Origin of the sequence: Mycobacterium sp. IS-1590, assembly GCF_001500025.1 — a bacterium.
Lineage (GTDB): Bacteria > Actinomycetota > Actinomycetes > Mycobacteriales > Mycobacteriaceae > Mycobacterium.
This window is the reverse complement of the sequence record NZ_LQIW01000012.1, coordinates 77,906-99,167: the sequence shown is the minus strand read 5'-3', so window position 1 is coordinate 99,167 and position 21,262 is coordinate 77,906. Positions and strand designations below refer to the sequence as shown.

The window sequence follows — 21,262 nt, the reverse complement described above, 5'->3', positions numbered from 1 at the left end:
AAATCATGGGCATTTTGTTAGGTCTCGCACCGTGGATCGTGTACTGGGTGCTCGTCGGCAACGTTCCGTTCGCTGTCGCGGCGCTGATCGCTCTGGCGGTCGCGCTTGCCGCATTCGTGCTCGGACAGGTTCGCGGCGGACCTGGTCGGATACTCGAAATCGGCGCGGTGACAACGTTTTTGGTTTTGACGGTGCTGACCTTTGCGCTCGACCAATCGTTCCTCGAACGCTGGATCTTTCCGCTGAGCAATTTAGGGATCTTCCTCGTGGTGCTCACCGGCGTCTTGATCGGCAAGCCGTTCGTGCGTGAGTTCGCCGAGGCCGGGCAGCAACCCCACGTCGTCAAGAGCGACCTGTTCGCGCGCGTCACCTCACAGCTGACGTGGATCTGGCTGGCGGTGTTCGGCGGTATGACGCTGTCCTCGGCGATCCCGCCGATCGTCGACCGCGATGCGACGATTCTGGACACCGACTCGCCGCTGTCGTACATCTGCTACTGGGTCATCCCGTTCGTGTTGTTGGCGGGCGCGGCGTTCGCGACGCGGGTGCTGCCGGACCGCATCGCCGCCGGTGCGGATGACATCGTGCGCAAGACGTCGTTCGTCGCATTCGCTGAAGCCGAGATCGACCAGTTGATGTACCTGGCCACCGAGCACGCCAATCGAGAGGTCGGCCCGGGCAAGGAGGCCTACGACATCAAGATCGGCAGCAAGGGCATTCCGTTGACCGGTGACGAGACGCGCGAATCGTGGCCCTCGACGTACAAGGTGCGCGACAAGAGGCGGTGACTGGCCCGCCGCTAAATGGGGGAGGCTTCCACGATCGAGATCGGTGTGACGGTGTCGATGACGCGGTCCAGTCGGAAGCCCGCGCTGCGCATCAGGTCTGCGTAGTCGGCGCGGGTACGTTCCCTGCCGCCCACGGTGACGAGCATCTCCAGGTCGAGCTGGAAGCCGATGAACGGCGTAGCCCGGTGCGGCAGAACCATTTCCAGTAGGAGCAGCTTGCCGTGAGGTGCGATCGCGGTGCGGATGTTGCGCAGGATCGTCAGCGAGGTGGCGTCGTCCCAGTCGTGGATGATGTTCTTCATCACATAGGCGTCGCCGCCTTCGGGCACCCGGTCGAGGAATGAGCCGCCTTCGGCCGTGCAGCGGTCCGCCACTCCCGCGGCCGTGAACGTGGTCGCGGCGCCCGCGACGACCGAGGGCAGGTCGTAAACGATGCCGCGGGCGTCCGGCGCCCGATTGAGTATCGTCGACAGCAGCAGGCCGTGCCCGCCGCCGACGTCGACGATCAGCTTGAAGGCTCTGAAATCGTATTGGCTGAGGGCGATTTCGTTGGTGATTCCGCTCGTCGCGGTCATCGCTTTGTTGAACACCTGGGCCAGCTCGGGGTCGGTCTCCAGGTAGTCGAAGTACGGCATGCCGCGCAGCTTGATGACCGACGGTTCGCCGGTCTGCACCGAATGCAGCAGGTTGCCCCAGTCCTCCCAGCGGGCCCGGTGCCCGATGAACAAGACCATGTCGCGCATCGACTCCGGGTGGTCGGTGCGCAAGGTTTCCCCGACTTTCGTCAGGCTGAAGGTGTCGTCGCGGCGATGCTCGAGCAGACCCTTGGACGTCAGCGCACGCATCAGCCGGTACAGGGCGTCTGGGTCGGCCCCCGCTCGCTCGGCGATGTCGGCGGCGCGCGCCGGCCCCTTCGCGAGTTCGTCGGCGACACCGAGCCTCGCCGCGACGTACATCGTCTGCGTCGTCCATGCACCGGTTGCCATCTCGAGGATCGCGACGCTCGGGGGCACCGTCGAGCGATGGATATGTTGTAGGGCCGCGCGCAGTCGGTCGAGAACGCGGACCACGGGCATCGGCGGCACCTTCGCGGGCTTATTCGGCACGGCGCGAAACACTACAGGCGGCATCGCTTGTTTGCCGCCCGGCGGATGGACGGCGGCGCGGCGTGTTCGCCGGCAGGTGCTTCTGTACACGCTCGGCGCGTCATCGCACCGCAGGGCACGACGCGTCGCGTTGACTGGAAATCGCGTTGGCAGCGGTCCCTCGCGAGGCATACTGCCTAAGACGCCAGCCGGACACGAAGGAGTGCCAATGGGAAGCAGGGGGGTGACCGCGGCGGCGTCCGTCCTCGCGGCAGGCATGGTCGCGGTGGGATTTGCGGCTCCCGCGAACGGCACGGACCAGATCACGGCAAATGCGCTCGGCACCTATGAAGCCGCCTACGAGTGGGGCCCGACGACGTGGGTCGTCACGCCTTGCGAAGGCGATGCGTTTCAGTGTGTGCGCGTCACCGAATACGGCGCGGGCGACACCGAGCGCACGTCGCCAGGATGGAGCGCGAACGCCTACTGGCAGGTCGGTTGGTGGATCATGCGGGACGTACCGACACCCGACGCGCTCACGTGCGAGGACGGGTCGCAGCACGATCTGCCCATGAATTACGCCTGGGATGCCGCAAACGGCAAGGGCGTGCGCTCCTACCACGAACCAGGGATATGCGGTGACGCCTACAACGGTGCCAACGGGTTCAAGCTGAGCAGGGTGGGGCCGCCACCGTTACCGCCACCGCCGGTGTAGGCGCTTATCGGGCTAGCCGCGGGCCAGGGGCCGGTATGCGCTGGCCCGCGGCGGGGTCGACGCACGTCGCCGCGCAGCATCAGCTGTTCTAACTTCCTTGACTGACAAGATGATTCGCGATCCTGGCGTACTACCTATCGTCGCCCCGGTCATCATTTCCCCGGTGCCTGCGCCCACCCCGTCTGGTGGGGTTGCGGCGCGCCGGTCGGCGTATTGAGAATCTGTTGAGGGCAACGCGTGAATCTCTTCTCAACCACAGACACGCTGTGGCTTCGAGAAAAGGAAGTCCGATGACCACCACCCCGTCCGCCCAGTCCGCAACGACCATCACCACCGTCGGCGCGATCAAGAAACTCGCCACGGCTGCCCTCATCGCGGGTGCCATGGGGCTTGCCGCGCTCGGCGTGGCCGGCGCCGCGTCTGCAGCACCTGCCGATCACTCCGGGTCGACGAACTCCGCATCGGCCTCTGAGCAGCACGCCGAGTCAGCGCCGTCGGCGCAGCATGCCGAGTCAGCGCCGTCGGCGCAGCATGCCGAGTCGGTGCCCTCGGCGCAGCACGCCGAGACCGTGCCCTCGGCGCAGCACGCCGAGGTATCAGCCCCTGAGCAGAACGCCGCACCGGCTCCTTCGAGCGGCGGCACCGAGATTCACAGTCACCTGATTCCCGGTGTGACGTTGATGCCGCCGGCCGCTGATAACACCGAGGTCCACGCTCACCTGATCCCCGGTGTCGAGCTCGAGCCGCCGCTCGCTGATGACTCCCAGGTCGTCCACGCTCACGTGATTCCCGGCGTCAAGCTCGAACCGCCGGCCGCCGGCGACAACCATGTCCAGGGCAACATGGTTCCGGAGTTGCTGCAGAGTCCCTCCCAAACCGCCACGTCCCACCCGGCTCTGGGCGAGTACGTCCCCTTCCCCGGTCCTTCCCCCGACACGGACCCCAACTGCGGCCCGGCCTGCCAGGAGGTGATTGACGAATGACGGGTGGCCACTAGGGAGTTCGGTGCGTGAGGGCAGGTGTTCCACATGGAACACCTGCCCTTTCACTGATTTCAGCTCCGACGCCGAAAAGCGCCCGTATTCACCGCGGGTAGTCGGCTCCGGCTGCTGATTCCGAAGTTCCCCCAACGCGATGACCGCAAGGTGTTGTCTAGTCCAGGTAGTCGCGCAGAACCTGAGAGCGGCTGGGGTGGCGCAACTTTGACATGGTCTTCGACTCGATCTGGCGGATGCGCTCGCGCGTCACCCCGTACACCTGACCGATCTCGTCGAGCGTGCGCGGTTGCCCGTCGGTGAGGCCGAACCGCAGCCGCACCACGCCGGCTTCACGCTCGGACAACGTTTCCAGCACCGACTGCAGCTGATCCTGCAGCAGCGTGAACGACACCGCGTCCACGGCCACCACGGCCTCGGAATCCTCGATGAAATCGCCCAGCTGCGAATCGCCCTCGTCGCCGATGGTCTGGTCCAGCGAAATCGGCTCACGCGCGTACTGCTGGATCTCCAGCACCTTCTCCGGCGTGATGTCCATCTCCTTGGCCAGCTCTTCCGGGGTGGGCTCGCGGCCCAGGTCCTGAAGCAGCTCACGCTGAATGCGGCCGAGCTTGTTGATCACCTCGACCATGTGCACGGGGATGCGGATGGTGCGAGCCTGGTCGGCCATCGCGCGCGTGATGGCCTGGCGGATCCACCAGGTGGCATAGGTGGAGAACTTGTAGCCCTTGGTGTAGTCGAACTTCTCGACGGCGCGAATCAGACCCAGGTTGCCTTCCTGGATGAGGTCGAGGAACGCCATGCCGCGACCGGTGTAGCGCTTGGCCAGCGACACCACCAGACGCAGGTTCGCCTCCAGCAGATGATTTTTCGCGCGATCGCCATCGCGACAGATCCACATCATGTCGCGGCGCTGCGCGGCGGGCAGCTTCTCGCCCTTCTCGGCGAATTCGGCCATCAACTGGGTTGCGTACAACCCGGCCTCGATACGCTTGGCGAGCTCGACCTCTTCCTCGGCGTTCAGCAGCGCGACCTTGCCGATCTGCTTGAGGTAGGCACGCACCGAGTCGGCCGACGCGGTCAGCTCGGCGTCCTTGCGGGCCTGCCGAAGTGCCTCGGATTCCTCTTCGTCCCAGACGAAGTCGCCGGACGCCTTGTCCTTTTCCGACGGCTCGGCGATCTCGTCGTCCTCCGCGGCGGCGTCGGCTTCCGCGGCGGGTGCCTCGCCTTCGGCGGCCTCGGCGCTGTCCTCGGCGGGTTCGTCGTCGACCTCGAGATCTTCCAGGTCGATCTCGGTCTCCTCGACCGCTAGGTCCTCGCCGGGCTCGGCTTCGATGTCGTCGCTCTCGAGGTCCTCGGCCTCGACATCGACCTTGGTGCTGTCGGGCTCGGCCGCGGTGGCCTTCTTGGCGCGACCGCGGGGCGCGGCGGTCTTGGCGGCCTTCGAAGCCTTCGCCGGTGCCTTGGCCGCGGTGCTCGCCTTTGCCGCGGTCTTGGGGGGCGTCTTGCTGGTTCGGGTCTTGGCGGCTTTCTTGGCCGGCGCCGTCCCGTTGGCCGACTTCGCCGCAGTCTTTTTGGCGGGGGCGGTTTTGGTAGCGGTGCGCTTCACCGGCTCGTCGGTCGCCGGGCTTGCCTTTGTCGCTGCCACGTACACCCTTTCCTCGTGCTACCTCATCACGGGCAGGGTAAGCCCCATCGATGAGCGTCGGCTGTCGAATAATGGCGGTTGATAATCGTCGCTATCCAGGCTGCGGCCGCCGTCGACCATTGTAACGACAGTGTGCGAGAACACCGCCTCCAGCGGCAAATCCGGGGTCTCGGGCGTGGCTACTTGGCGGTAGCTGTGACGTCCACCTCAGCGGCCATCGCGGCGCCCACGATGCCCGCAGTGTTCTGGAGAGCCGCGGCCACCACCGGGGTGCGGTTCTTGAGCAGCGGAATCCATTTCTCGGCCTTGCGGCTGATGCCGCCGCCGGCGATGAACAGGTCCGGCCAGATCGCGTTTTCGACCGCTACCAGCACCTTCGTCACTTCGACGGTCCAGCGCTCGTAACTCCAGCCCTTGCGTTCCTTCACTGAGGACGCCGCGCGGTGCTCAGCTTCCTTGCCGCCGACCTCGAGGTGACCGAACTCGGTGTTCGGCAGTAGCGCGCCGTTGTGGATCACCGCCGAACCGATGCCGGTGCCGAAGGTCAACAGCACGATGACCCCGGTGTTGTCCCGGCCGGCGCCGAATTTCTCTTCGGCCAGTCCGGCCGCGTCGGCGTCGTTGAGAACCGTGACCGGCTGTCCGTCGAGCGCATTGCGGTAGAACTGGGCGGCATTGCTGCCGATCCAGCCCTTGTCGACGTTGGCCGCGGTGCGCACGATCCCGTCGGTGACCACGCCGGGGTAGGTGACGCCCACCTTCTCGGTCCAGCCGAACTCACGGACCACGGCCGCGACCGTCTTGCTGACCGCCTCGGGAGTCGCGGGCTGCGGGGTCGGCAGCTTGAACCGCTCGCCGATCAGTTGTCCGGTGTTCAGGTCAACGATGCCGCCCTTGACGCCGCTGCCACCGACGTCGATTCCGAATCCGCGCCGCTGGCCGCCATTGACGCTCTGGGCGACGGCGGGTGAATTGGTCGCGGTCATGAGCGCTCCTCTACCTCGGGCAGGCGGGCCGCAGCCACGTCATGCGCCCCACACCTTAGTGGGTCGCAAGTGGCTGCGCGGGTCTGTCGGACAGACGCTCGGCGACAACGGCGGCCGAAACGTGCTGCGATGGGTGCATGCCCGACAACGACGCCGATCCCGTCCTGCTGCGTTCGGTCGCCGAGCAGTTGGCCACCGAAGCGGCGACCTTCGTGCGGCAGCGCCGCGCCGAGGTTTTCGGCGCTCCCGGCCCCGCTAGGGACAATTCGGGTCTGCGGACCAAGAGCTCGCCCACCGATCCCGTCACGGTCGTCGACACCGAGACCGAGCGGCTGATTCGCGACAGATTGGCCGAGCTGCGGCCCGGCGAGCATGTGCTCGGCGAGGAAGAGGGCGGAACCCCCGCACACGGCGACGACCTCACCTGGGTGCTCGATCCGATCGACGGCACGGTCAACTTCGTCTACGGACTGGAGGCCTACGCAGTGTCGGTGGCCGTGCAGCGAAACGGGAGATCGGTGGCGGGTGCGGTCGCGAACGTGCCCGCCGGCGCGGTCTACTCCGCTGCGCTCGGCCACGGCGCGTATCTGCGCAACGCCGAAGGCGCCGCAGAACTGCACACCAGCGCCGCCGACGAGCTGTCAATGTCGTTGTTGGGCACGGGATTCTCGTACGACCGTGAACAGCGCGCACGCCAGGCCGCGGTGTTGACACACGTTCTGCCCGAGGTGCGCGATGTGCGCCGCATCGGATCGTGCGCGCTGGATCTGTGCATGGTGGCCGCGGGTCAACTCGACGCCTACTACGAGGACGGCGTCCACTTGTGGGACTGGGCCGCCGGAGCGCTGATCGCCGCGGAGGCCGGGGCCACGCTGCAGCTGCCGCGGGGAAGCGGGGCAACGGGCGGGCCGGGGTTCATCACTGCCGCCGCGCCGGGCATCGCGGCCGCCCTGGACGACGTGCTGCGCCGTGCGGGCGCGCCGTAGGCACCCGAAATCTGCTGCCGGAAGGCGTGATCGAGGCTCAGCAGGTTCCCGAGTGGATCTTTGACAGCAGCGACGAGTCGGACGCCTGGGTGGCGTCGGGCCGCAGACTGGCCAGCACCGCCTCGATGTCGTCGCTGCTGCTCAACTCGGTGAACTCGGTGCCCAGCGCCAGATCGACGCTGTCGTCGCCGCGCTCGTCCTCGAAAAGTTCGACGCACGGCGCCACCAGCCACACCGCGGCGGCAGCGGCACGGCCGGCTTCGCCGAACCGGATCTGACCCTGGCATTCCAGCCGCGCCGTCGTGTAGATCGGATCGTTTGCCGCGGTCGGTTCGGCGAACCCGAGATCCTTCAGCGCGCTGGCCACCTCGGCGGCCTGACCACCCTGACCGCTCGCGTTGAGCACCCTGATCTTGGTATCGGAGAGGCGGGCGGGGCTCACATCGACCATGTCGGCACTCGACACCTGCTGGCCCAGCGTCGGGGCGGGCGCGCTGGGGTCGCTGGGCGCAGGCGGCGGATTGCAGATGGCGGCCTCCGGCACTTCGGCGGGGCGGCTCAGGGCGATGACCCACACCATCAACGTCACCACCGAGAGGGCGACGAACAGCAGGATGGCGGGCAGGTAGTTCCGCCGCCGGAAAGGGCGACCGTGTTCGTCGAACGCGGTTCCCTCTGTGATTTGCGCGACCACGCCTGCACTCTAGAGGTCCCGTTCCTGCGAACCCCGCATGGGACGAGCCCTCATGTGACATAAATCACAGTGCATCGGGTACTCATACGGGCACGAATCGTTTGGCGGATGCGTTCGACGCTGGTACAAAGCTCTGCTGCACAAGGATTATTCGGAGGGGACCGCAATGGCTACCGATTACGACGCCCCACGGCGTACCGAGACCGACGATGTCTCGGAAGATTCGCTCGAAGAGTTGAAGGCGCGGCGTAACGAGGCCCAGTCAGCGGTCGTCGACGTCGACGAGTCGGAGTCCGCCGAGTCCTTCGAATTGCCAGGTGCCGACCTGTCCGGTGAAGAGCTGTCGGTGCGGGTGGTCCCCAAGCAGGCCGACGAGTTCACCTGCTCGAGTTGCTTCCTTGTGCACCACCGCAGCCGTCTGGCCAGCGAGAAGAACGGCATGATGATCTGTTCGGACTGCGCTGCCTAGGTTCAACTGCTCAAGCTTGATTCGCAGTTCAACTGCTCAAGCTTGATTCGCAGTTCAACTGCCCAGCTTGATTCGCAGTTCAACTGCTCAAGCTTGATTCGCAGTTCAACTGCGGAGCGCCGCCAGCACCTTCCCCGGCTGACGGCAACTGACCAGCCAGTACGGCGTCGGATCGTCGGGATCGTTGAGCACCACCAGAACCATCGGGCCCACCCATGCCCGATGAACCACGTAGGCGGCCGGATCCAGTTGACGCCCCAGAGCAGCGGATTTGGCGCTGCGTGGCACCTCGGCCGACCGGGTGATCACGTCGGCGGGCAGGTGCGCGGGACCTGCCCACAGCTCGATGCCTGCTGGGCCGCCGACGACCCGCACCTCCGTGCGGCCCAGCCACAGCAGGACGACGACGGCGACGGGCAGAAGCAGCGCGTACGGCAACCATCCGGGTATGCCGGGAATGCCCATATCGATCTCGAGCGCGATGAGCGCCGCGAGGCCCAGGCCCGGCGGCCACCACCACCACGGCACCCATAGCCGCTCGCGGTAGCGAACGGTTTGGGTCGTGGCGCGCGTGTCGGACACGCGGCCAAGAGTAATCTCTGACGTCGTGCCCACTTCTCTGGCGGTCGTTCGCCTCGACCCTGATCTGCCGATGCCCAGCCGCGCCCATGACGGCGATGCGGGCGTCGACCTGTTCAGCGCGCTCGACGTCGAACTGGCGCCCGGTGAACGTGCGCTGGTTCCCACGGGCATCGCGGTGGCGATCCCGCACGGGATGGTCGGGCTGGTGCATCCCCGCTCGGGTTTGGCTGCCCGCGTGGGGCTTTCGATCGTCAACAGTCCGGGCACCATCGACGCAGGCTACCGGGGCGAGATCAAGGTTTCGCTGATCAACCTCGATCCGAAGGTGCCGATCGTCGTGAACCGAGGGGACCGCATCGCTCAGCTGCTGGTCCAGCGGGTCGAACTGCCCGAACTGGTCGAGGTCACGTCTTTCGACGAGGCTGGTCTCGGTGAAAGCACCCGTGGCGAAGGTGGCCACGGTTCCTCCGGCGGACATGCGAGTTTGTGATGGCATTCGGTAAACGCAAAGACAACCAGATCGGTGACGTCGACGATGTCGCCGGGCAGGAGACGGGTGGCGCCGTCGACGACGAGCTCGAAGGCCCGTTCGACATCGAGGACTTCGACGACGCCGAGACGGCCGCCGCGGGCCGGTTGGATCTGGGCTCGGTCCTGATCCCACTGCCGGCCGGTGGCCAGGTGCAGGTCGAGCTCACCCCGCAGGGGGTGCCCAGTGCGGTATGGGTCGTCACTCCGCACGGCCGCTTCACCGTCGCCGCCTACGCCGCTCCCAAGAGCAGCGGCCTGTGGCGAGAGATCGCCGGAGAACTCGCCGACTCGCTGCGCAAGGACGGCGCCCAGGTGTCGATCAAGGACGGGCCATGGGGCCGCGAGGTCGTCGGCGTGGCCTCCGCGCAGCAGGCCCAGGCAGCGCAGCAGGGACAACCCGGCGTGGTGCGGTTCATCGGCGTCGACGGTTACCGGTGGATGATCCGCTGCGTGGTCAACGGTCCGCAGGAACACATCGACGCACTCGCGGCCGAAGCGCGAGAAGCCCTGGCCGACACCGTGGTTCGTCGCGGAGACACCCCGTTGCCGGTGCGTACCCCGCTAGCGGTCGAGTTACCCGAGCCGATGGCGAACCAACTGCGCGAGGCCGCCGCCCAGCAGGCCGCCGCCCAGCAGGCGCAACAGGCTCAGCCACCCGGCCAGCAGGAACCGGTCGCGCGCCGCAGCGCCCAGGGGTCGGCGATGCAGCAGCTGCGGACGATCACCGGCGGCTGACACGAGACTCCGCCTTGACGGGTTGGTCCCACGCACCAGGTGGCTGTTGCGATCCAGCCAGTAAGGCCCTGCCGTTCGACGTGCCGACCGTCAGGCCTCCAGCAGGGCGGCCACACACGCGGCTCCCAACAACGACGGGTCGGCGCCCAGTTCATCGAGCGTGACCGTGCGCAACGCCGCCCGCGGTGCCGCCGTCACCCACTCGGCGGCCACTTCGATCGGATGCACGGGATCGTCGGAGGCGGCGGCCACGCCCAGCGGGACGGCCAACCGCGCCAGTTCGGCGCCGGTGGGCGCGACGTAGTTCGCCGCCTCCTCCATAGCCTCCGGCAGGGACGGCCATTGCCCGAGCCATGACCGGGTCAGCTCGTCGCCCAACCACCGCGGGCTCGACGCGCGCATCGCCGCGCTGGTGGCCGCCAGCCCGTCGCGGCGCAGCAGTTCTGCGGAGTGACGTGCCGCGGCCGCCGCGGGTGCGTGCTGCGGGGAGCCGGCCCACGCCGGAAGTGCCGCGAGCACCGCCACCGTCCGGCTGGGATGGGCCAGCGCCCACGCCGTCGCGACCGCGGCGCCGATCGACACGCCACCCACCGCGATGGGCCCGCCGCGCGCGGCGTCGTCGAGTGCGTCACGGTAACCGGCCACGAGCCGGTGCGGTTGAGGCGCCGGTGTGACCAGAGTCGCACCCTGGCCGTGCAGCGCCGCGGAAAACGCCCGGTAGACGAAGTCGTCGTCGGATCCGGTGCCCGGTAGCAGGACCGTCGTGACGCCGCGGAGAGTAACCGTCATGACCTGATCGTGCCTTGGGCGAAATGCGTCCGGCGTGGCGAGGTGACCCCACGTGGCATCTCGTAACTCACAGGGTTAACGTGGCGATTACTTGGGTAGGTCCAAGGTGCATCTGCGTATAGGTCAGGAGAGGCCATGGCAACGGCCGAAGGGTATCTGCGCCGGCTCACGCGACGGTTGACAGAAGACCCGGAGCAACTCGACGTCGAAGAGCTCAGCGACGAAGCCGCCTCCACCGGCGCCCAGAAGGCGATCGACTGCCAACGCGGCCAGGAAGTCACCATGATCGGCACCTTGCGCAGCGTCGAATGCAACGGCAAAGCGTGCGCCGGCGGCGTGAAGGCCGAACTGTTCGACGGCACCGACTCGGTGATGCTGGTCTGGCTCGGCCAGCGCCGCATCCCCGGTATCGAGTCCGGCCGCACCCTCAAGGTGCACGGTCGCGTCGGCAAGCTCGACAGCGGAGCCAAGGCCATCTACAACCCGCACTACGAGATTCAGAAGTGAGCGAGCCCGGAACCGAACCGGAGCAGCCGAGAACCCAGCAGTCGACCAAGGCCAACGCCGTCCTCGACCAGATGGGCGGGGTCAGCGGCCTGATCTATTCGACGTTGCCTGTCGTGGCGTTCGTTCCGATCTCGCAGACGGTCGGGCTCATCCCCGCCATCGTCGCCGCACTCGGCGTGGCCGGCATCATCCTCGCGTGGCGGCTCGCCCGGCGGGAGTCTGCGCAGCCCGCGATCTCCGGCTTCTTCGGCGTGGGGATCTGCGCATTGATCGCTTACGTGATGGGGGAGTCGAAAGGCTACTTCCTGCTTGGCATTTGGACGTCACTGTTCTGGGCGGCGGTGTTCACCGTGTCAGTCGTGATCCGCCGGCCGGTCGTCGGTTACGTCTGGGGCTGGGTCAACGGACACGGCCGGGACTGGCGTCGGGTGCGCAGGGCGGTGACGGCTTTCGACGTCGCAACCCTGTTCTGGGTGGCGGTTTTCGCCTCGCGTTTCATCGTCCAACGGCATCTCTACGACGCCGACCAGACGGGGTGGTTGGGCGTCGCGCGAATCTCGATGGGCTGGCCGTTGACCGCGGTCGCCGCCGTGGTGACCTATCTGGCGATCCGCACCGCGCAGAAAGCCATCAACGCTCGCGAGTCCTCCGACGACGTCAGCACCCCGACCGGGGGCTGAAGTCAGCGCGGCTGCGGGTGGAGCAACAGGTCCTGCAACTGGTCTTCCACCTCGGCGACGACCACGAACAGCAACTCGTCGCCACCCTCGAGCGGTTCGTCCGACTCGGGCACGATCACCCGCGGACCACGCAGGATCGTCACGAGCGTGCAGTCGCGGGGCAGTTCGAGGCGCTTGACCGGCTTGCCGCCCCACGGGGTGTCGTCGGGCAGCGTGATCTCGACGAGGTTGGCCTGTCCCTTGCGGAACTCCATGAGCCGCACCAGATCGCCGACCGCGACCGCCTCCTCCACGAGCGAGGCCAGCATCCGCGGCGTCGACACCGCCACGTCGACTCCCCAGCTCTCGTCGAACAACCACTCGTTGCGCGGGTCGTTGACGCGGGCCACCACCCGCTGCACCGCGAACTCGGTCTTGGCCAGGAGGCTGACGACGACGTTGACCTTGTCGTCGCCGGTCGCCGCGATCACCACGTCGAACTGCTCGAGCTGAACGGATTCGAGCAGAGACAGCTCACATGCATCGCCCAGCCGCCACTGCGCCGCCGGAATCGCATCGACGTCGATGTGGTCGGGATTGCGTTCCAGCAGCGTCACCTCGTGGGTGTCGACGAGTTCGCGGGCAATGGACCGGCCGACGGCGCCGGCCCCGGCGATGGCGACTTTCATCCGTCGAGATCCTCGCTCGGCGGCAGGGCCGCGATGGCCAGCGCCTCGGCGATATGCCCGGCGATCGCGGCCACGAACACCTGGTCGCTGGCCTGGATGACGGTTTTCGCATCGGGCAGCAGCCCGGCGCCGAACCGGATCAGGAACGCCACCCGGCCGCCGGTGGCCGTCTCGAGGTCGGTGATCCGGCGGCCGACCCACGCCTCGTGCAGCGCCAGTTCGGTGACGCCGACGTTGCCGGTGGGGTCGCGCCACTTGGTGGTCTCGGTCTCGCGGGTGAGCACGTTGAGCAGACGGTCGGTCGTCCACGGCACGGTGGCCACCGTCGGGATGCCCAAACGTTCGTAGACCGCCGCGCGTTTGGCGTCGTAGATGCGGGCGACCACCCGCTCGACACCGAAGGTTTCGCGGGCCACCCGCGCCGAGATGATGTTGGAGTTGTCACCCGAGGACACCGCGGCGAACGCCCCGGCTTCCTCGATGCCCGCTCGCAGCAGCACGTCGCGGTCGAAGCCCATGCCGAGCACCCGCTCGCCGGAGAACTCCGGAGAGAGCCGGTGGAATGCCGTGCCGTCGCGGTCGATGACCGCGACGTCGTGACCGATCCGGGAGAGGCTGTCCGAGAGCGACGCGCCGACCCGGCCGCAGCCCATCACCACTACTCGCACTCCACGGTCCTTCCTGTCGAACCCGTGCAGTCGAACGCTACAGCTTTCCGACGGGCAATTGCTGCTGGGCTTACTCTTGGCACTCGTGTCCAAGCTATCCAGGTTCGCGCGGCGGGTGGTCCTCGGCAGGCCGTTTCGCAGCGACAGGATTTCGCACACTCTGCTGCCGAAGCGGATAGCCCTTCCCGTCTTCGCCTCCGATGCCCTGTCGTCGGTGGCCTACGCTCCCGAGGAAATCTTTCTGGTGCTGTCGGTCGCCGGCCTGGCCGCGTACTCGATGACGCCATGGATCGGGCTCGCCGTGGCCGTGGTGATGGTGATCGTCATCGCCAGCTACCGGCAGAACGTGCACGCCTACCCCTCCGGCGGCGGGGATTACGAGGTCGTCACCACCAACCTCGGGCCGACGGCCGGCCTGACCGTTGCGAGCGCGCTGCTGGTCGACTACGTGCTCACGGTCGCGGTGTCGATGTCTTCGGCGATGTCGAACATCGGCTCGGCGGTGCCGTTTGTCAACCATCACAAGGTGCTGTTCGCCGTGATCGCGATCCTGCTGCTGGCGGCGATAAACCTGCGCGGCGTCCGGGAATCCGGAACTGCCTTCGCGATCCCGACGTATGCGTTCATGGTCGGGATGTTCGCGATGCTCGGCTGGGGCTTCTTCCAGATCTATGTGCTCGGCGAACCATTACAGGCCGAATCCGCGGGATTCGAGATGCATTCGGAACACGGCGAAATCCTCGGTTTCGCGCTCGTTTTTCTTGTCGCACGAGCGTTCTCGTCGGGTAGCGCGGCGTTGACGGGTGTGGAGGCGATCAGCAACGGGGTGCCGGCGTTCCGCAAACCGAAGTCGCGCAACGCCGCAACGACGCTGGCGCTGCTCGGCCTGTTCGCCGTCACCCTGTTCATGGGCATCATCATGCTGGCGAAGGAAACCGGCGTGCAGATCGCGGAGCGACCGCACGAACAACTCGTCGGCGCCCCGCCGGACTACCACCAGAAGACGCTGATCGCGCAACTGGCCGAGGCGGTGTTCCACGACTTCACCGCGGGGCTCTTCCTCATCGCTGGCGTCACGGCGCTGATCCTGTTGCTGGCCGCCAACACCGCGTTCAACGGCTTCCCGGTGCTCGGGTCGATCCTCGCGCAGGATCGTTACCTGCCAAGGCAATTGCACACCCGCGGAGACCGGCTCGCGTTCTCCAACGGCATCCTTTTCCTGGCCTTCGCCGCGATCGCGTTCGTCGTCGCGTTCCGCGCCGAAGTGACCGCGCTGATCCAGCTCTACATCGTCGGGGTGTTCGTCTCGTTCACCTTCAGCCAGGTCGGAATGGTGCGGCACTGGACGCGGCTGCTGCGCACGGAGACCGACACCATCGTGCGGCGCAAGATGAAGAGATCGCGGGTGATCAACGCGATCGGCTGCGCCTGCACCGCCACAGTGCTGCTGATCGTGGTGGTGACGAAATTCGTTGCTGGAGCGTGGATCGCGATCCTCGCCATGAGTAGCTTGTTCGTGATCATGAAGCTCATCCACAAGCACTACGACACGGTGACGCGCGAACTCGAGGAGCAAGCCGCCGCAGACACCGACATGGTGCTTCCCAGCCGCAACCACGCGATCGTGCTTGTCTCCAAACTGCACCTGCCCACGATGCGCGCACTGGCATACGCCAGGGCCACCAGACCCGACATCCTCGAGGCGATCACGGTCAGCGTCGACGACGGTGAGACCCGTGCGCTGGTGCACAAGTGGGAGGACAGCGACATCAGCGTCCCGCTGAAGGTCATCGCCTCGCCCTACCGGGAGATAACCCGCCCGGTGCTCGACTACGTCAAGCGGATCAGCAAGGAGTCGCCACGGACCGTCGTGACGGTCTTCATCCCCGAATACGTGGTGGGTCATTGGTGGGAGCAGGTCTTGCACAACCAGAGCGCGTTGCGGCTCAAGGGCCGCCTGCTGTTCGAGCCGAATGTGATGGTGACATCGGTGCCGTGGCAATTGAGTTCCTCGGAGCGGCTCAAGACCCTTCAACCACAGTCGGCGCCCGGCGACGCACGCAGGGGATTCCTGGAGTGACCGGTGTCGCGGCTGTTCCCGCGGAACTGACGGTGACCGCAGGGCCGCCCGCCAACGGCGGCAGCTGTGTGGCGCGCGACGACGGGCGGGTCGTGTTCGTCCGCTACGCGTTGCCCGGCGAGCGGGTCAGGGTCCGGGTGGTCGCCGACCGCGGCACGTACCTGCACGCCGACACCGTCGAGGTCATCGAACCGTCCGCGGACCGCGTCGAATCGATCTGCCCGATCGCCGGTGCGGAGGGCGCCGGCTGCTGTGACATGGCGTTCGCCGAGCCCGCCGCGGTCCGCAGGCTCAAGGGCGCCGTCGTCGCCAATCAGTTGACACGGTTGGGCGGGTACCACTGGCGCGACGAGGCCGACGCCGCCGCCGACCCCGTCGGTGAGGTGGGCCCGACGGGGTGGCGGACGCGGGTGCGGCTCGACACCACCGACGACGGGCGGCCCGGATTCCACCGGTTCCACAGCGCCGAGCTGATCACCGACCTGAACTGCGCGCAGTTGCCCGACGGCATGGTCGAGGGGCTGGCCGATCGGACCTGGCCGCCCGGGGCCCATCTGCACGTTGCGCTCGACGACGAAGGCACCCGTCACGTCGTGCAGTCCGGACCCAAATCGGGGCCCAGGGGCAGGGCCGCCACCCAGGTGATCGAGGGCGACTATGAAGCCGTTCAGCGGGTCGCGGGGAGGACGTGGCGGGTGCCCGTGACCGCCTTCTGGCAGTCGCACCGAGACGCGGCGCGGCTCTACAGCGAGTTGGTGGCCGGGTGGGCGCAGCTGAGCCCCGGGATGAGGGCGTGGGATCTGTACGGCGGGGCAGGGGTGTTCGCGGCCGTGCTCGCCGAAGCGGTCGGGGAGACCGGGAAGGTCGTCACGGTGGACACCTCGCGGGGAGCATCTCGCGCCGCGCGGGCCGCCTTGGGGGATATGAGTTGGGTGTCGGTGGTCACCGACTCGGTGCGCCGCGCGCTCACCGCCCAGCGGAAGCGGGCCGATGTCGCGGTGCTCGATCCGCCGCGGACCGGGGCAGGTCGCGAGGTGATCGACCTGCTGGCGGCCGCAGAGATACCGCGTGTCGTCCACATCGGTTGCGAGGCAGCGTCGTTCGCACGCGATGTCGGCCTGTATCGGGGGCACGGGTACGCGGTCGAGGAGTTACGGGTCTTCGACTCGTTCCCCCTCACACATCACGTCGAGTGCGTCGCGGTGTTGAGTCGCTAAACGGGTATCCCCTGCAGGATGCAGACGTTTCTGCCCTGCCCGGGTTTCGACGACACCGCCCGCGTCCTCGACACGAAGCGGCTCGGCAAACAGCGGGTCGAGACCATCCAGGTCGTCCGCGCACTGACCGTGCCCGGTTATGGCTGGCGCCACCACCCCGCGGCGGCGATGTGGGCCGGCTACGAGGAAGCCCTGGTCCGCTACGGGCTCGACGTCTGCGCCGCATGGTGCGCGCTGGGGCACGCCGACACCTGCGCGACCACCATGGTCACCGACCTCGCCCGCGAGACCGGCATCGGCACCCCGCGCACCCAGGACGCGTTGGTCGCCGCGGGGGAGGTGCCGCCGTGGCTGGGTGATCCGGAGTTTCATCGCAGCCACCAGTCGGTCCTCGTCCGCAAGGACCCGCAGCACTACCGCCAGTTCTTTCCCGACGTGCCCGACGACCTCGACTACGTGTGGCCGGGCTCGGACCGTCCGCGCCGCATCGCGATCTGACGGTCAGCCGAAGCGCCGTCCGCCACCGCGCATGCTCGACACCGTCGACGTTGATACGTTGAGCGGCAGGGTGTGCCGGGAAGTCTGGTCGGCAATTCATCTGTCGACCCCTACAGATCGGGACTCACCGTGACCGCCAACCCCCTGCGCCGCTTCGCACGGCGGACGCTGTTCGCCCGCGGATCGTGGTCCGAGACCAGCCGGGTGGCCTCGATCCTGCGCCGGGAGACCGTCGGAGGCGCGATCCTGCTGGTGGCGGCGACCGTCGCGCTCGTGTGGGCCAACTCGCCGTGGTCGGAAAGCTACTTCGCCCTGCGCGATTTGAAGGTCGGCGGCCAACCGTTGGGCCTGCACCTGGACCTCACTGTCGGCACCTGGGCGGCCGACGGATTGTTGGCCCTGTTCTTCTTCGTGGTCGGGTTGGAGCTCAAACGGGAGTTCGTCGCCGGGGACCTGCGTGACCCCGCCCGCGCGGCGCTGCCGATCGCCGCCGCGGTCGGCGGAATGGTCGTGCCGGCGCTCATCTTCGTCGCGGTGACCGCCCACGTCGGCGACGGCGCCCTGCGGGGCTGGGCCATCCCGACCGCGACCGACATCGCGTTCGCCGTCGCGGTGCTGGCAGTCATCTCCACGCACCTGCCGTCCGCGCTCCGGATCTTCCTGCTCACTCTCGCCGTGGTGGACGATCTGCTCGCCGTGAGCGTGATCGCGGTGTTCTACACCGAGGACATCAACGTGCCTGCGCTGCTGGCGACGCTCGTTCCGCTGGCGCTGTTCGCGGTGTGTGTCCAGCGCAGGATCCAGTCGTGGTGGTTGTTGGTACCCCTGGCGCTGGCCACGTGGGTCCTGATGCACGAATCGGGCGTCCATGCGACGGTGGCGGGGGTTCTGCTCGGTTTCGCGGTACCGGTGAAGCGTTCGCAGGCCGCCGGCGGGCCGGAGGCCGGACCGGGCCTCGCCGAGCACTTCGAGCACCGCATCCGTCCGCTGTCGGCGGGAGTGGCGATACCGGTCTTCGCGTTCTTCGCCGCCGGGGTGAGCATCGGCGGCTACACGGGCTTCGCCGAGGCGATGGCCGACCCCATCACGCTGGGCATCGTCCTCGGGCTGGTCGTCGGAAAGCCGGTCGGAATCTTTTTGACCACGCGGGTGCTGGCGTCGGTCACGCGCGCCGACCTGGACCCGGCGGTCCGGTGGATCGACGTGCTGGGAATCGCCATGCTGGCGGGTATCGGTTTCACCGTGTCGCTGCTCATCGGCGATTTGGCCTACGGCAGCGGGTCCGAACGTGACGAATTCGTGAAGATCGGGGTGCTGACGGGATCGCTGGCCTCCGCGACCCTTGCGGCGGTCCTGTTGAGGCTGCGGAACAGGCAATATCGTGCCATCCACGAGCAGGAGACCGCCGATTCCGATCACGACGGTGTGCCCGACATCTACCAAGCTCGGCAGGACTGACTACGACGGCCGTGCGTAGACTGAACGAATGCTTGAACAGATCCGCGGGCCCGCAGATCTGCAGCACCTATCGCAGTCGCAACTGAGCGATCTGGCACGTGAGATCCGCGAATTCCTGATCCACAAGGTGGCTGCCACCGGCGGGCATCTCGGCCCGAACCTCGGCGTCGTCGAGCTGACGCTGGCGCTGCACAGGGTGTTCGATTCGCCCCACGATCCCATCATCTTCGACACCGGGCACCAGTCCTACGTGCACAAGATGCTGACGGGCCGCTGCCACGACTTCGAGAGCCTGCGCAAGAAGGGCGGTCTGTCGGGCTACCCCTCGCGCGAGGAGAGCGAACACGACTGGGTGGAATCCAGCCACGCCAGTTCCGCGCTGTCCTACGCCGACGGGCTGGCCAAGGCGTTCGAGCTGTCCGGACACCGCAACCGCCATGTGGTCGCCGTCGTCGGCGACGGTGCGCTGACCGGCGGCATGTGCTGGGAGGCGTTGAACAACATCGCCGCGGCGCGACGGCCGGTGGTGATCGTCGTCAACGACAACGGCCGCAGCTACGCACCGACGATCGGCGGGTTCGCCGAACACCTGGCCGGCCTGCGATTGCAGCCCGGCTACGAACGTGTCCTCGAGGAGGGCCGCAAGGCGGTGCGCGGCGTGCCGGTCATCGGCGAGGTGTGCTACCAGTGCATGCACTCCATCAAGGCCGGCATCAAGGACGCGCTGGCGCCGCAGGTGATGTTCACCGATCTGGGCCTGAAGTATGTCGGCCCCATCGACGGCCATGACGAGCACGCCGTCGAGGTCGCGCTGCGCCGGGCGCGCGGCTTCAACATGCCGGTGATCGTGCACATCGTCACCCGCAAGGGCATGGGCTACGCGCCCGCGGAGAACGACGAGGCCGACCAGATGCACGCGTGCGGTGTCATCGACCCCGAGACCGGATTGGCGACGTCGGTCCCCGGTCCGGGCTGGACGTCGACATTCTCCGAGGCGCTGATCGGCTACGCGGCCCGCCGACGCGACGTGGTTGCGATCACCGCGGCGATGCCCGGCCCCACTGGGCTGACCGCATTCCGGCAGCGCTTCCCGGACCGGTTCTTCGACGTCGGCATCGCCGAACAGCATGCGATGACGTCGGCGGCCGGGCTGGCGATGGGCGGCCTGCATCCTGTCGTCGCGATCTACTCGACGTTCCTGAACCGCGCATTCGACCAGGTCATGATGGATGTGGCCCTTCACAAGCTGCCGGTGACGATGGTGTTGGACCGCTCGGGTATCACCGGCCCCGACGGCGCGAGCCACAACGGCATGTGGGACCTGTCGATGCTGGGCATCGTGCCCGGTATGCGGGTGGCCGCACCGCGCGACGGCGTCCGGCTGCGCGAGGAACTCGGCGAAGCGCTCGACGTCAACGACGGTCCGACCGCCATCCGGTTCCCGAAAGGCGATGTCGGCGAGGACATTCCGGCGGTCGAACGGCGTGACGGTGTCGATGTGCTGGCGGTGCCGGCCGACGGGTTCACCGGCGACGTGCTGTTGGTGGCGGTCGGGCCGTTCGCGTCGATGGCGTTGGCGGTCGCCGAACTCTTGCGCAACCAGGGCATCGGTGTGACGGTCGTCGACCCGCGCTGGGTGCTGCCGGTGCCCGAGGCGATCAACGCGCTGGCCCGCGAACACAAGCTCGTCGTCACGCTCGAGGACAACGGCGTCAACGGCGGCATCGGTTCGGCGGTGTCGGCGGCGTTGCGCCGCGCCGAGATCGACGTGCCCTGCCGCGACGTCGGTCTGCCGCAGGAGTTCTTCGCGCAGGCGTCCCGCGGCGAGGTGCTCGCCGAGGTCGGCTTGACCGATCGCACCGTGGCCCGCCAGATCACCGGCTGGGTCGCGGCTCAGGGCGCCCCCGTCAGCGAAACCGAGGTCAGCGAGCGACTCGACTAGTGCGCTAGTTCTTGTCGGCCAGCTCGGCGGCTTCGTCGGAGACGCCGTGGCGTTGCACCCGCAGCACGAAAATCGCCAGCGACAACACCAGCACCAGACCCCCGAGCACGCCCACCTGGACGATCGCGCGGGCGAACTCGGGGCCGTTGGACAGCAGCTTCGCCGCCTCGACCGACAGCACGACGATCTCTTTGATGCACGCCAGGATGCCGACGATCAAAAACGGCTCGGCGACGATCTCATGTGAGCGCAGCGACGTCCGCACCGCATAGAGCAGTTCGACGAAGATGAAGATCAGCAGCAGCCCGTCGAGCACCTCCAGCATGATCGTGCTCGCCGGCGTATTGCGCAGGCGCAGTAGAACATTGACCTGGGCGACCAGGAGCGCCACCGACCCGGCGAGCAGAACGGTCGCGATGGCCCAGTACACCGCGTCCTCGGCGAAGCTCAGCACGCGGTCGGCGAACCGCTGCCGATCTTCTTCGTTCTCGGACTCGTCCTGTTCCGCCATTCGGTCACGCTAAGCCGTCTGAAGCGCGCG

At 67.4% G+C, this 21,262-nt stretch carries 23 protein-coding genes; 14 read left to right on the top strand and 9 right to left on the bottom strand.

Annotated features, from left to right (window positions below):
• Positions 1-5 precede the first annotated feature (5 nt).
• A complete protein-coding gene (locus tag AU197_RS09915; protein WP_064402392.1) occupies positions 6-788 on the top strand; it encodes a hypothetical protein in 783 nt (260 codons plus the stop codon).
• An 11-nt stretch (positions 789-799) separates the two neighbouring features.
• Here the strand turns inward: AU197_RS09915 and AU197_RS09910 are convergent, their stop codons facing one another.
• The gene (locus tag AU197_RS09910; RefSeq protein ID WP_064402390.1) at positions 800-1,918 is read right to left on the bottom strand and encodes a methyltransferase; all 1,119 of its coding nucleotides are present in this window, start codon (positions 1,916-1,918) and stop codon (positions 800-802) included.
• A 184-nt stretch (positions 1,919-2,102) separates the two neighbouring features.
• Here AU197_RS09910 and AU197_RS09905 point away from each other — a divergent pair, with 184 nt between their 5' ends.
• Both AU197_RS09905 and AU197_RS09900 read left to right on the top strand, forming a co-directional pair.
• Entirely contained in the window at positions 2,103-2,588 is a 486-nt protein-coding gene (locus AU197_RS09905; protein ID WP_156434371.1) for a hypothetical protein, read from the top strand.
• A 290-nt stretch (positions 2,589-2,878) separates the two neighbouring features.
• Positions 2,879-3,571 (top strand): hypothetical protein, encoded by a 693-nt coding sequence (locus AU197_RS09900; RefSeq protein ID WP_064402385.1) that lies wholly within the window; start codon positions 2,879-2,881, stop codon positions 3,569-3,571.
• A gap of 169 nt (positions 3,572-3,740) precedes the next feature.
• On the opposite strand, the gene AU197_RS09895 is transcribed toward AU197_RS09900, so the two are convergent.
• Both AU197_RS09895 and ppgK read right to left on the bottom strand, forming a co-directional pair.
• Positions 3,741-5,231, bottom strand: a complete 1,491-nt coding sequence (locus tag AU197_RS09895) for an RNA polymerase sigma factor (protein WP_082696623.1) — start codon at positions 5,229-5,231, stop codon at positions 3,741-3,743.
• A 179-nt stretch (positions 5,232-5,410) separates the two neighbouring features.
• The gene (gene ppgK / locus AU197_RS09890; protein ID WP_064402382.1) at positions 5,411-6,217 is read right to left on the bottom strand and encodes a polyphosphate--glucose phosphotransferase; all 807 of its coding nucleotides are present in this window, start codon (positions 6,215-6,217) and stop codon (positions 5,411-5,413) included.
• Between the two features lie 137 nt (positions 6,218-6,354).
• Between ppgK and AU197_RS09885 the strand changes: the two genes are divergently transcribed.
• Positions 6,355-7,203, top strand: a complete 849-nt coding sequence (locus AU197_RS09885) for an inositol monophosphatase family protein (protein WP_064402380.1) — start codon at positions 6,355-6,357, stop codon at positions 7,201-7,203.
• 37 nt (positions 7,204-7,240) lie between these two features.
• Here the strand turns inward: AU197_RS09885 and cei are convergent, their stop codons facing one another.
• Positions 7,241-7,897: an envelope integrity protein Cei gene (gene cei / locus AU197_RS09880; RefSeq protein WP_064402379.1), complete on the bottom strand. Its 657-nt coding sequence runs from the start codon at positions 7,895-7,897 to the stop codon at positions 7,241-7,243.
• A gap of 166 nt (positions 7,898-8,063) precedes the next feature.
• Here cei and AU197_RS09875 point away from each other — a divergent pair, with 166 nt between their 5' ends.
• The gene (locus AU197_RS09875; protein ID WP_064350907.1) at positions 8,064-8,366 is read left to right on the top strand and encodes a DUF4193 domain-containing protein; all 303 of its coding nucleotides are present in this window, start codon (positions 8,064-8,066) and stop codon (positions 8,364-8,366) included.
• Between the two features lie 105 nt (positions 8,367-8,471).
• Here AU197_RS09875 and AU197_RS09870 read toward each other — a convergent pair whose 3' ends face one another.
• Complete coding sequence (locus AU197_RS09870; protein WP_064402377.1) at positions 8,472-8,948, bottom strand: DUF3093 domain-containing protein; 477 nt, start codon at positions 8,946-8,948, stop codon at positions 8,472-8,474.
• Positions 8,949-8,973: 25 nt separating this feature from the next.
• Here AU197_RS09870 and dut point away from each other — a divergent pair, with 25 nt between their 5' ends.
• Both dut and AU197_RS09860 read left to right on the top strand, forming a co-directional pair.
• On the top strand, positions 8,974-9,438 hold the full coding sequence (dut, locus tag AU197_RS09865) for a dUTP diphosphatase (RefSeq protein ID WP_064402375.1): 465 nt from the start codon (positions 8,974-8,976) through the stop codon (positions 9,436-9,438).
• On the top strand, positions 9,438-10,214 hold the full coding sequence (locus AU197_RS09860) for a DUF3710 domain-containing protein (RefSeq protein ID WP_064402373.1): 777 nt from the start codon (positions 9,438-9,440) through the stop codon (positions 10,212-10,214). The genes dut and AU197_RS09860 overlap by 1 nt, the downstream gene beginning before the upstream one ends.
• Before the next feature lie 90 nt (positions 10,215-10,304).
• Here the strand turns inward: AU197_RS09860 and AU197_RS09855 are convergent, their stop codons facing one another.
• Positions 10,305-11,003, bottom strand: a complete 699-nt coding sequence (locus AU197_RS09855) for a serine aminopeptidase domain-containing protein (protein WP_064402371.1) — start codon at positions 11,001-11,003, stop codon at positions 10,305-10,307.
• Positions 11,004-11,138: 135 nt separating this feature from the next.
• Between AU197_RS09855 and AU197_RS09850 the strand changes: the two genes are divergently transcribed.
• The gene (locus tag AU197_RS09850; RefSeq protein WP_064402369.1) at positions 11,139-11,510 is read left to right on the top strand and encodes an OB-fold nucleic acid binding domain-containing protein; all 372 of its coding nucleotides are present in this window, start codon (positions 11,139-11,141) and stop codon (positions 11,508-11,510) included.
• Positions 11,507-12,190 (top strand): DUF3159 domain-containing protein, encoded by a 684-nt coding sequence (locus tag AU197_RS09845; protein WP_064402368.1) that lies wholly within the window; start codon positions 11,507-11,509, stop codon positions 12,188-12,190. The genes AU197_RS09850 and AU197_RS09845 overlap by 4 nt, the downstream gene beginning before the upstream one ends.
• Positions 12,191-12,192: 2 nt before the next feature.
• Here AU197_RS09845 and AU197_RS09840 read toward each other — a convergent pair whose 3' ends face one another.
• Entirely contained in the window at positions 12,193-12,858 is a 666-nt protein-coding gene (locus tag AU197_RS09840) for a potassium channel family protein (protein WP_064402366.1), read from the bottom strand.
• Complete coding sequence (locus AU197_RS09835; RefSeq protein ID WP_082696591.1) at positions 12,855-13,526, bottom strand: potassium channel family protein; 672 nt, start codon at positions 13,524-13,526, stop codon at positions 12,855-12,857. The genes AU197_RS09840 and AU197_RS09835 overlap by 4 nt, the downstream gene beginning before the upstream one ends.
• 85 nt (positions 13,527-13,611) lie before the next feature.
• On the opposite strand from AU197_RS09835, the gene AU197_RS09830 reads away from it, so the two are divergent.
• The 5 genes from AU197_RS09830 (at position 13,612) to dxs (ending at position 20,721) form a co-directional block, all read left to right on the top strand.
• A complete protein-coding gene (locus AU197_RS09830; RefSeq protein WP_064402849.1) occupies positions 13,612-15,606 on the top strand; it encodes an APC family permease in 1,995 nt (664 codons plus the stop codon).
• The gene (locus AU197_RS09825; RefSeq protein ID WP_064402365.1) at positions 15,603-16,823 is read left to right on the top strand and encodes a class I SAM-dependent RNA methyltransferase; all 1,221 of its coding nucleotides are present in this window, start codon (positions 15,603-15,605) and stop codon (positions 16,821-16,823) included. Before AU197_RS09830 ends, AU197_RS09825 begins: the two co-directional genes overlap by 4 nt.
• Positions 16,824-16,841: 18 nt before the next feature.
• A complete protein-coding gene (locus AU197_RS09820) occupies positions 16,842-17,321 on the top strand; it encodes an MSMEG_6728 family protein (protein WP_064402363.1) in 480 nt (159 codons plus the stop codon).
• A 129-nt stretch (positions 17,322-17,450) separates the two neighbouring features.
• Complete coding sequence (gene nhaA / locus AU197_RS09815; protein ID WP_064402361.1) at positions 17,451-18,779, top strand: Na+/H+ antiporter NhaA; 1,329 nt, start codon at positions 17,451-17,453, stop codon at positions 18,777-18,779.
• A 28-nt stretch (positions 18,780-18,807) separates the two neighbouring features.
• Positions 18,808-20,721: a 1-deoxy-D-xylulose-5-phosphate synthase gene (dxs, locus tag AU197_RS09810; protein ID WP_064402359.1), complete on the top strand. Its 1,914-nt coding sequence runs from the start codon at positions 18,808-18,810 to the stop codon at positions 20,719-20,721.
• 4 nt (positions 20,722-20,725) lie between these two features.
• Here the strand turns inward: dxs and AU197_RS09805 are convergent, their stop codons facing one another.
• Entirely contained in the window at positions 20,726-21,232 is a 507-nt protein-coding gene (locus tag AU197_RS09805; protein WP_064402357.1) for a phosphate-starvation-inducible PsiE family protein, read from the bottom strand.
• Between the last annotated feature and the right edge of the window lie 30 nt (positions 21,233-21,262).

Excerpts from the sequence above, each read along its gene's own strand:
- AU197_RS09805 (WP_064402357.1), bottom strand. The coding sequence starts at position 21,232 with ATGGCGGAACAGGACGAGTCCGAGAACGAAGAAGATCGGCAGCGGTTC.
- AU197_RS09910 (WP_064402390.1), bottom strand. The coding sequence starts at position 1,918 with ATGCCGCCTGTAGTGTTTCGCGCCGTGCCGAATAAGCCCGCGAAGGTG.
- AU197_RS09860 (WP_064402373.1), top strand. The coding sequence starts at position 9,438 with ATGGCATTCGGTAAACGCAAAGACAACCAGATCGGTGACGTCGACGAT.
- AU197_RS09900 (WP_064402385.1), top strand. The coding sequence starts at position 2,879 with ATGACCACCACCCCGTCCGCCCAGTCCGCAACGACCATCACCACCGTC.
- AU197_RS09875 (WP_064350907.1), top strand. The coding sequence starts at position 8,064 with ATGGCTACCGATTACGACGCCCCACGGCGTACCGAGACCGACGATGTC.
- AU197_RS09855 (WP_064402371.1), bottom strand. The coding sequence starts at position 11,003 with ATGACGGTTACTCTCCGCGGCGTCACGACGGTCCTGCTACCGGGCACC.
- AU197_RS09820 (WP_064402363.1), top strand. The coding sequence starts at position 16,842 with ATGCAGACGTTTCTGCCCTGCCCGGGTTTCGACGACACCGCCCGCGTC.
- AU197_RS09840 (WP_064402366.1), bottom strand. The coding sequence starts at position 12,858 with ATGAAAGTCGCCATCGCCGGGGCCGGCGCCGTCGGCCGGTCCATTGCC.
- dxs (WP_064402359.1), top strand. The coding sequence starts at position 18,808 with ATGCTTGAACAGATCCGCGGGCCCGCAGATCTGCAGCACCTATCGCAG.
- AU197_RS09915 (WP_064402392.1), top strand. The coding sequence starts at position 6 with ATGGGCATTTTGTTAGGTCTCGCACCGTGGATCGTGTACTGGGTGCTC.
- AU197_RS09885 (WP_064402380.1), top strand. The coding sequence starts at position 6,355 with ATGCCCGACAACGACGCCGATCCCGTCCTGCTGCGTTCGGTCGCCGAG.
- AU197_RS09850 (WP_064402369.1), top strand. The coding sequence starts at position 11,139 with ATGGCAACGGCCGAAGGGTATCTGCGCCGGCTCACGCGACGGTTGACA.
- AU197_RS09905 (WP_156434371.1), top strand. The coding sequence starts at position 2,103 with ATGGGAAGCAGGGGGGTGACCGCGGCGGCGTCCGTCCTCGCGGCAGGC.
- ppgK (WP_064402382.1), bottom strand. The coding sequence starts at position 6,217 with ATGACCGCGACCAATTCACCCGCCGTCGCCCAGAGCGTCAATGGCGGC.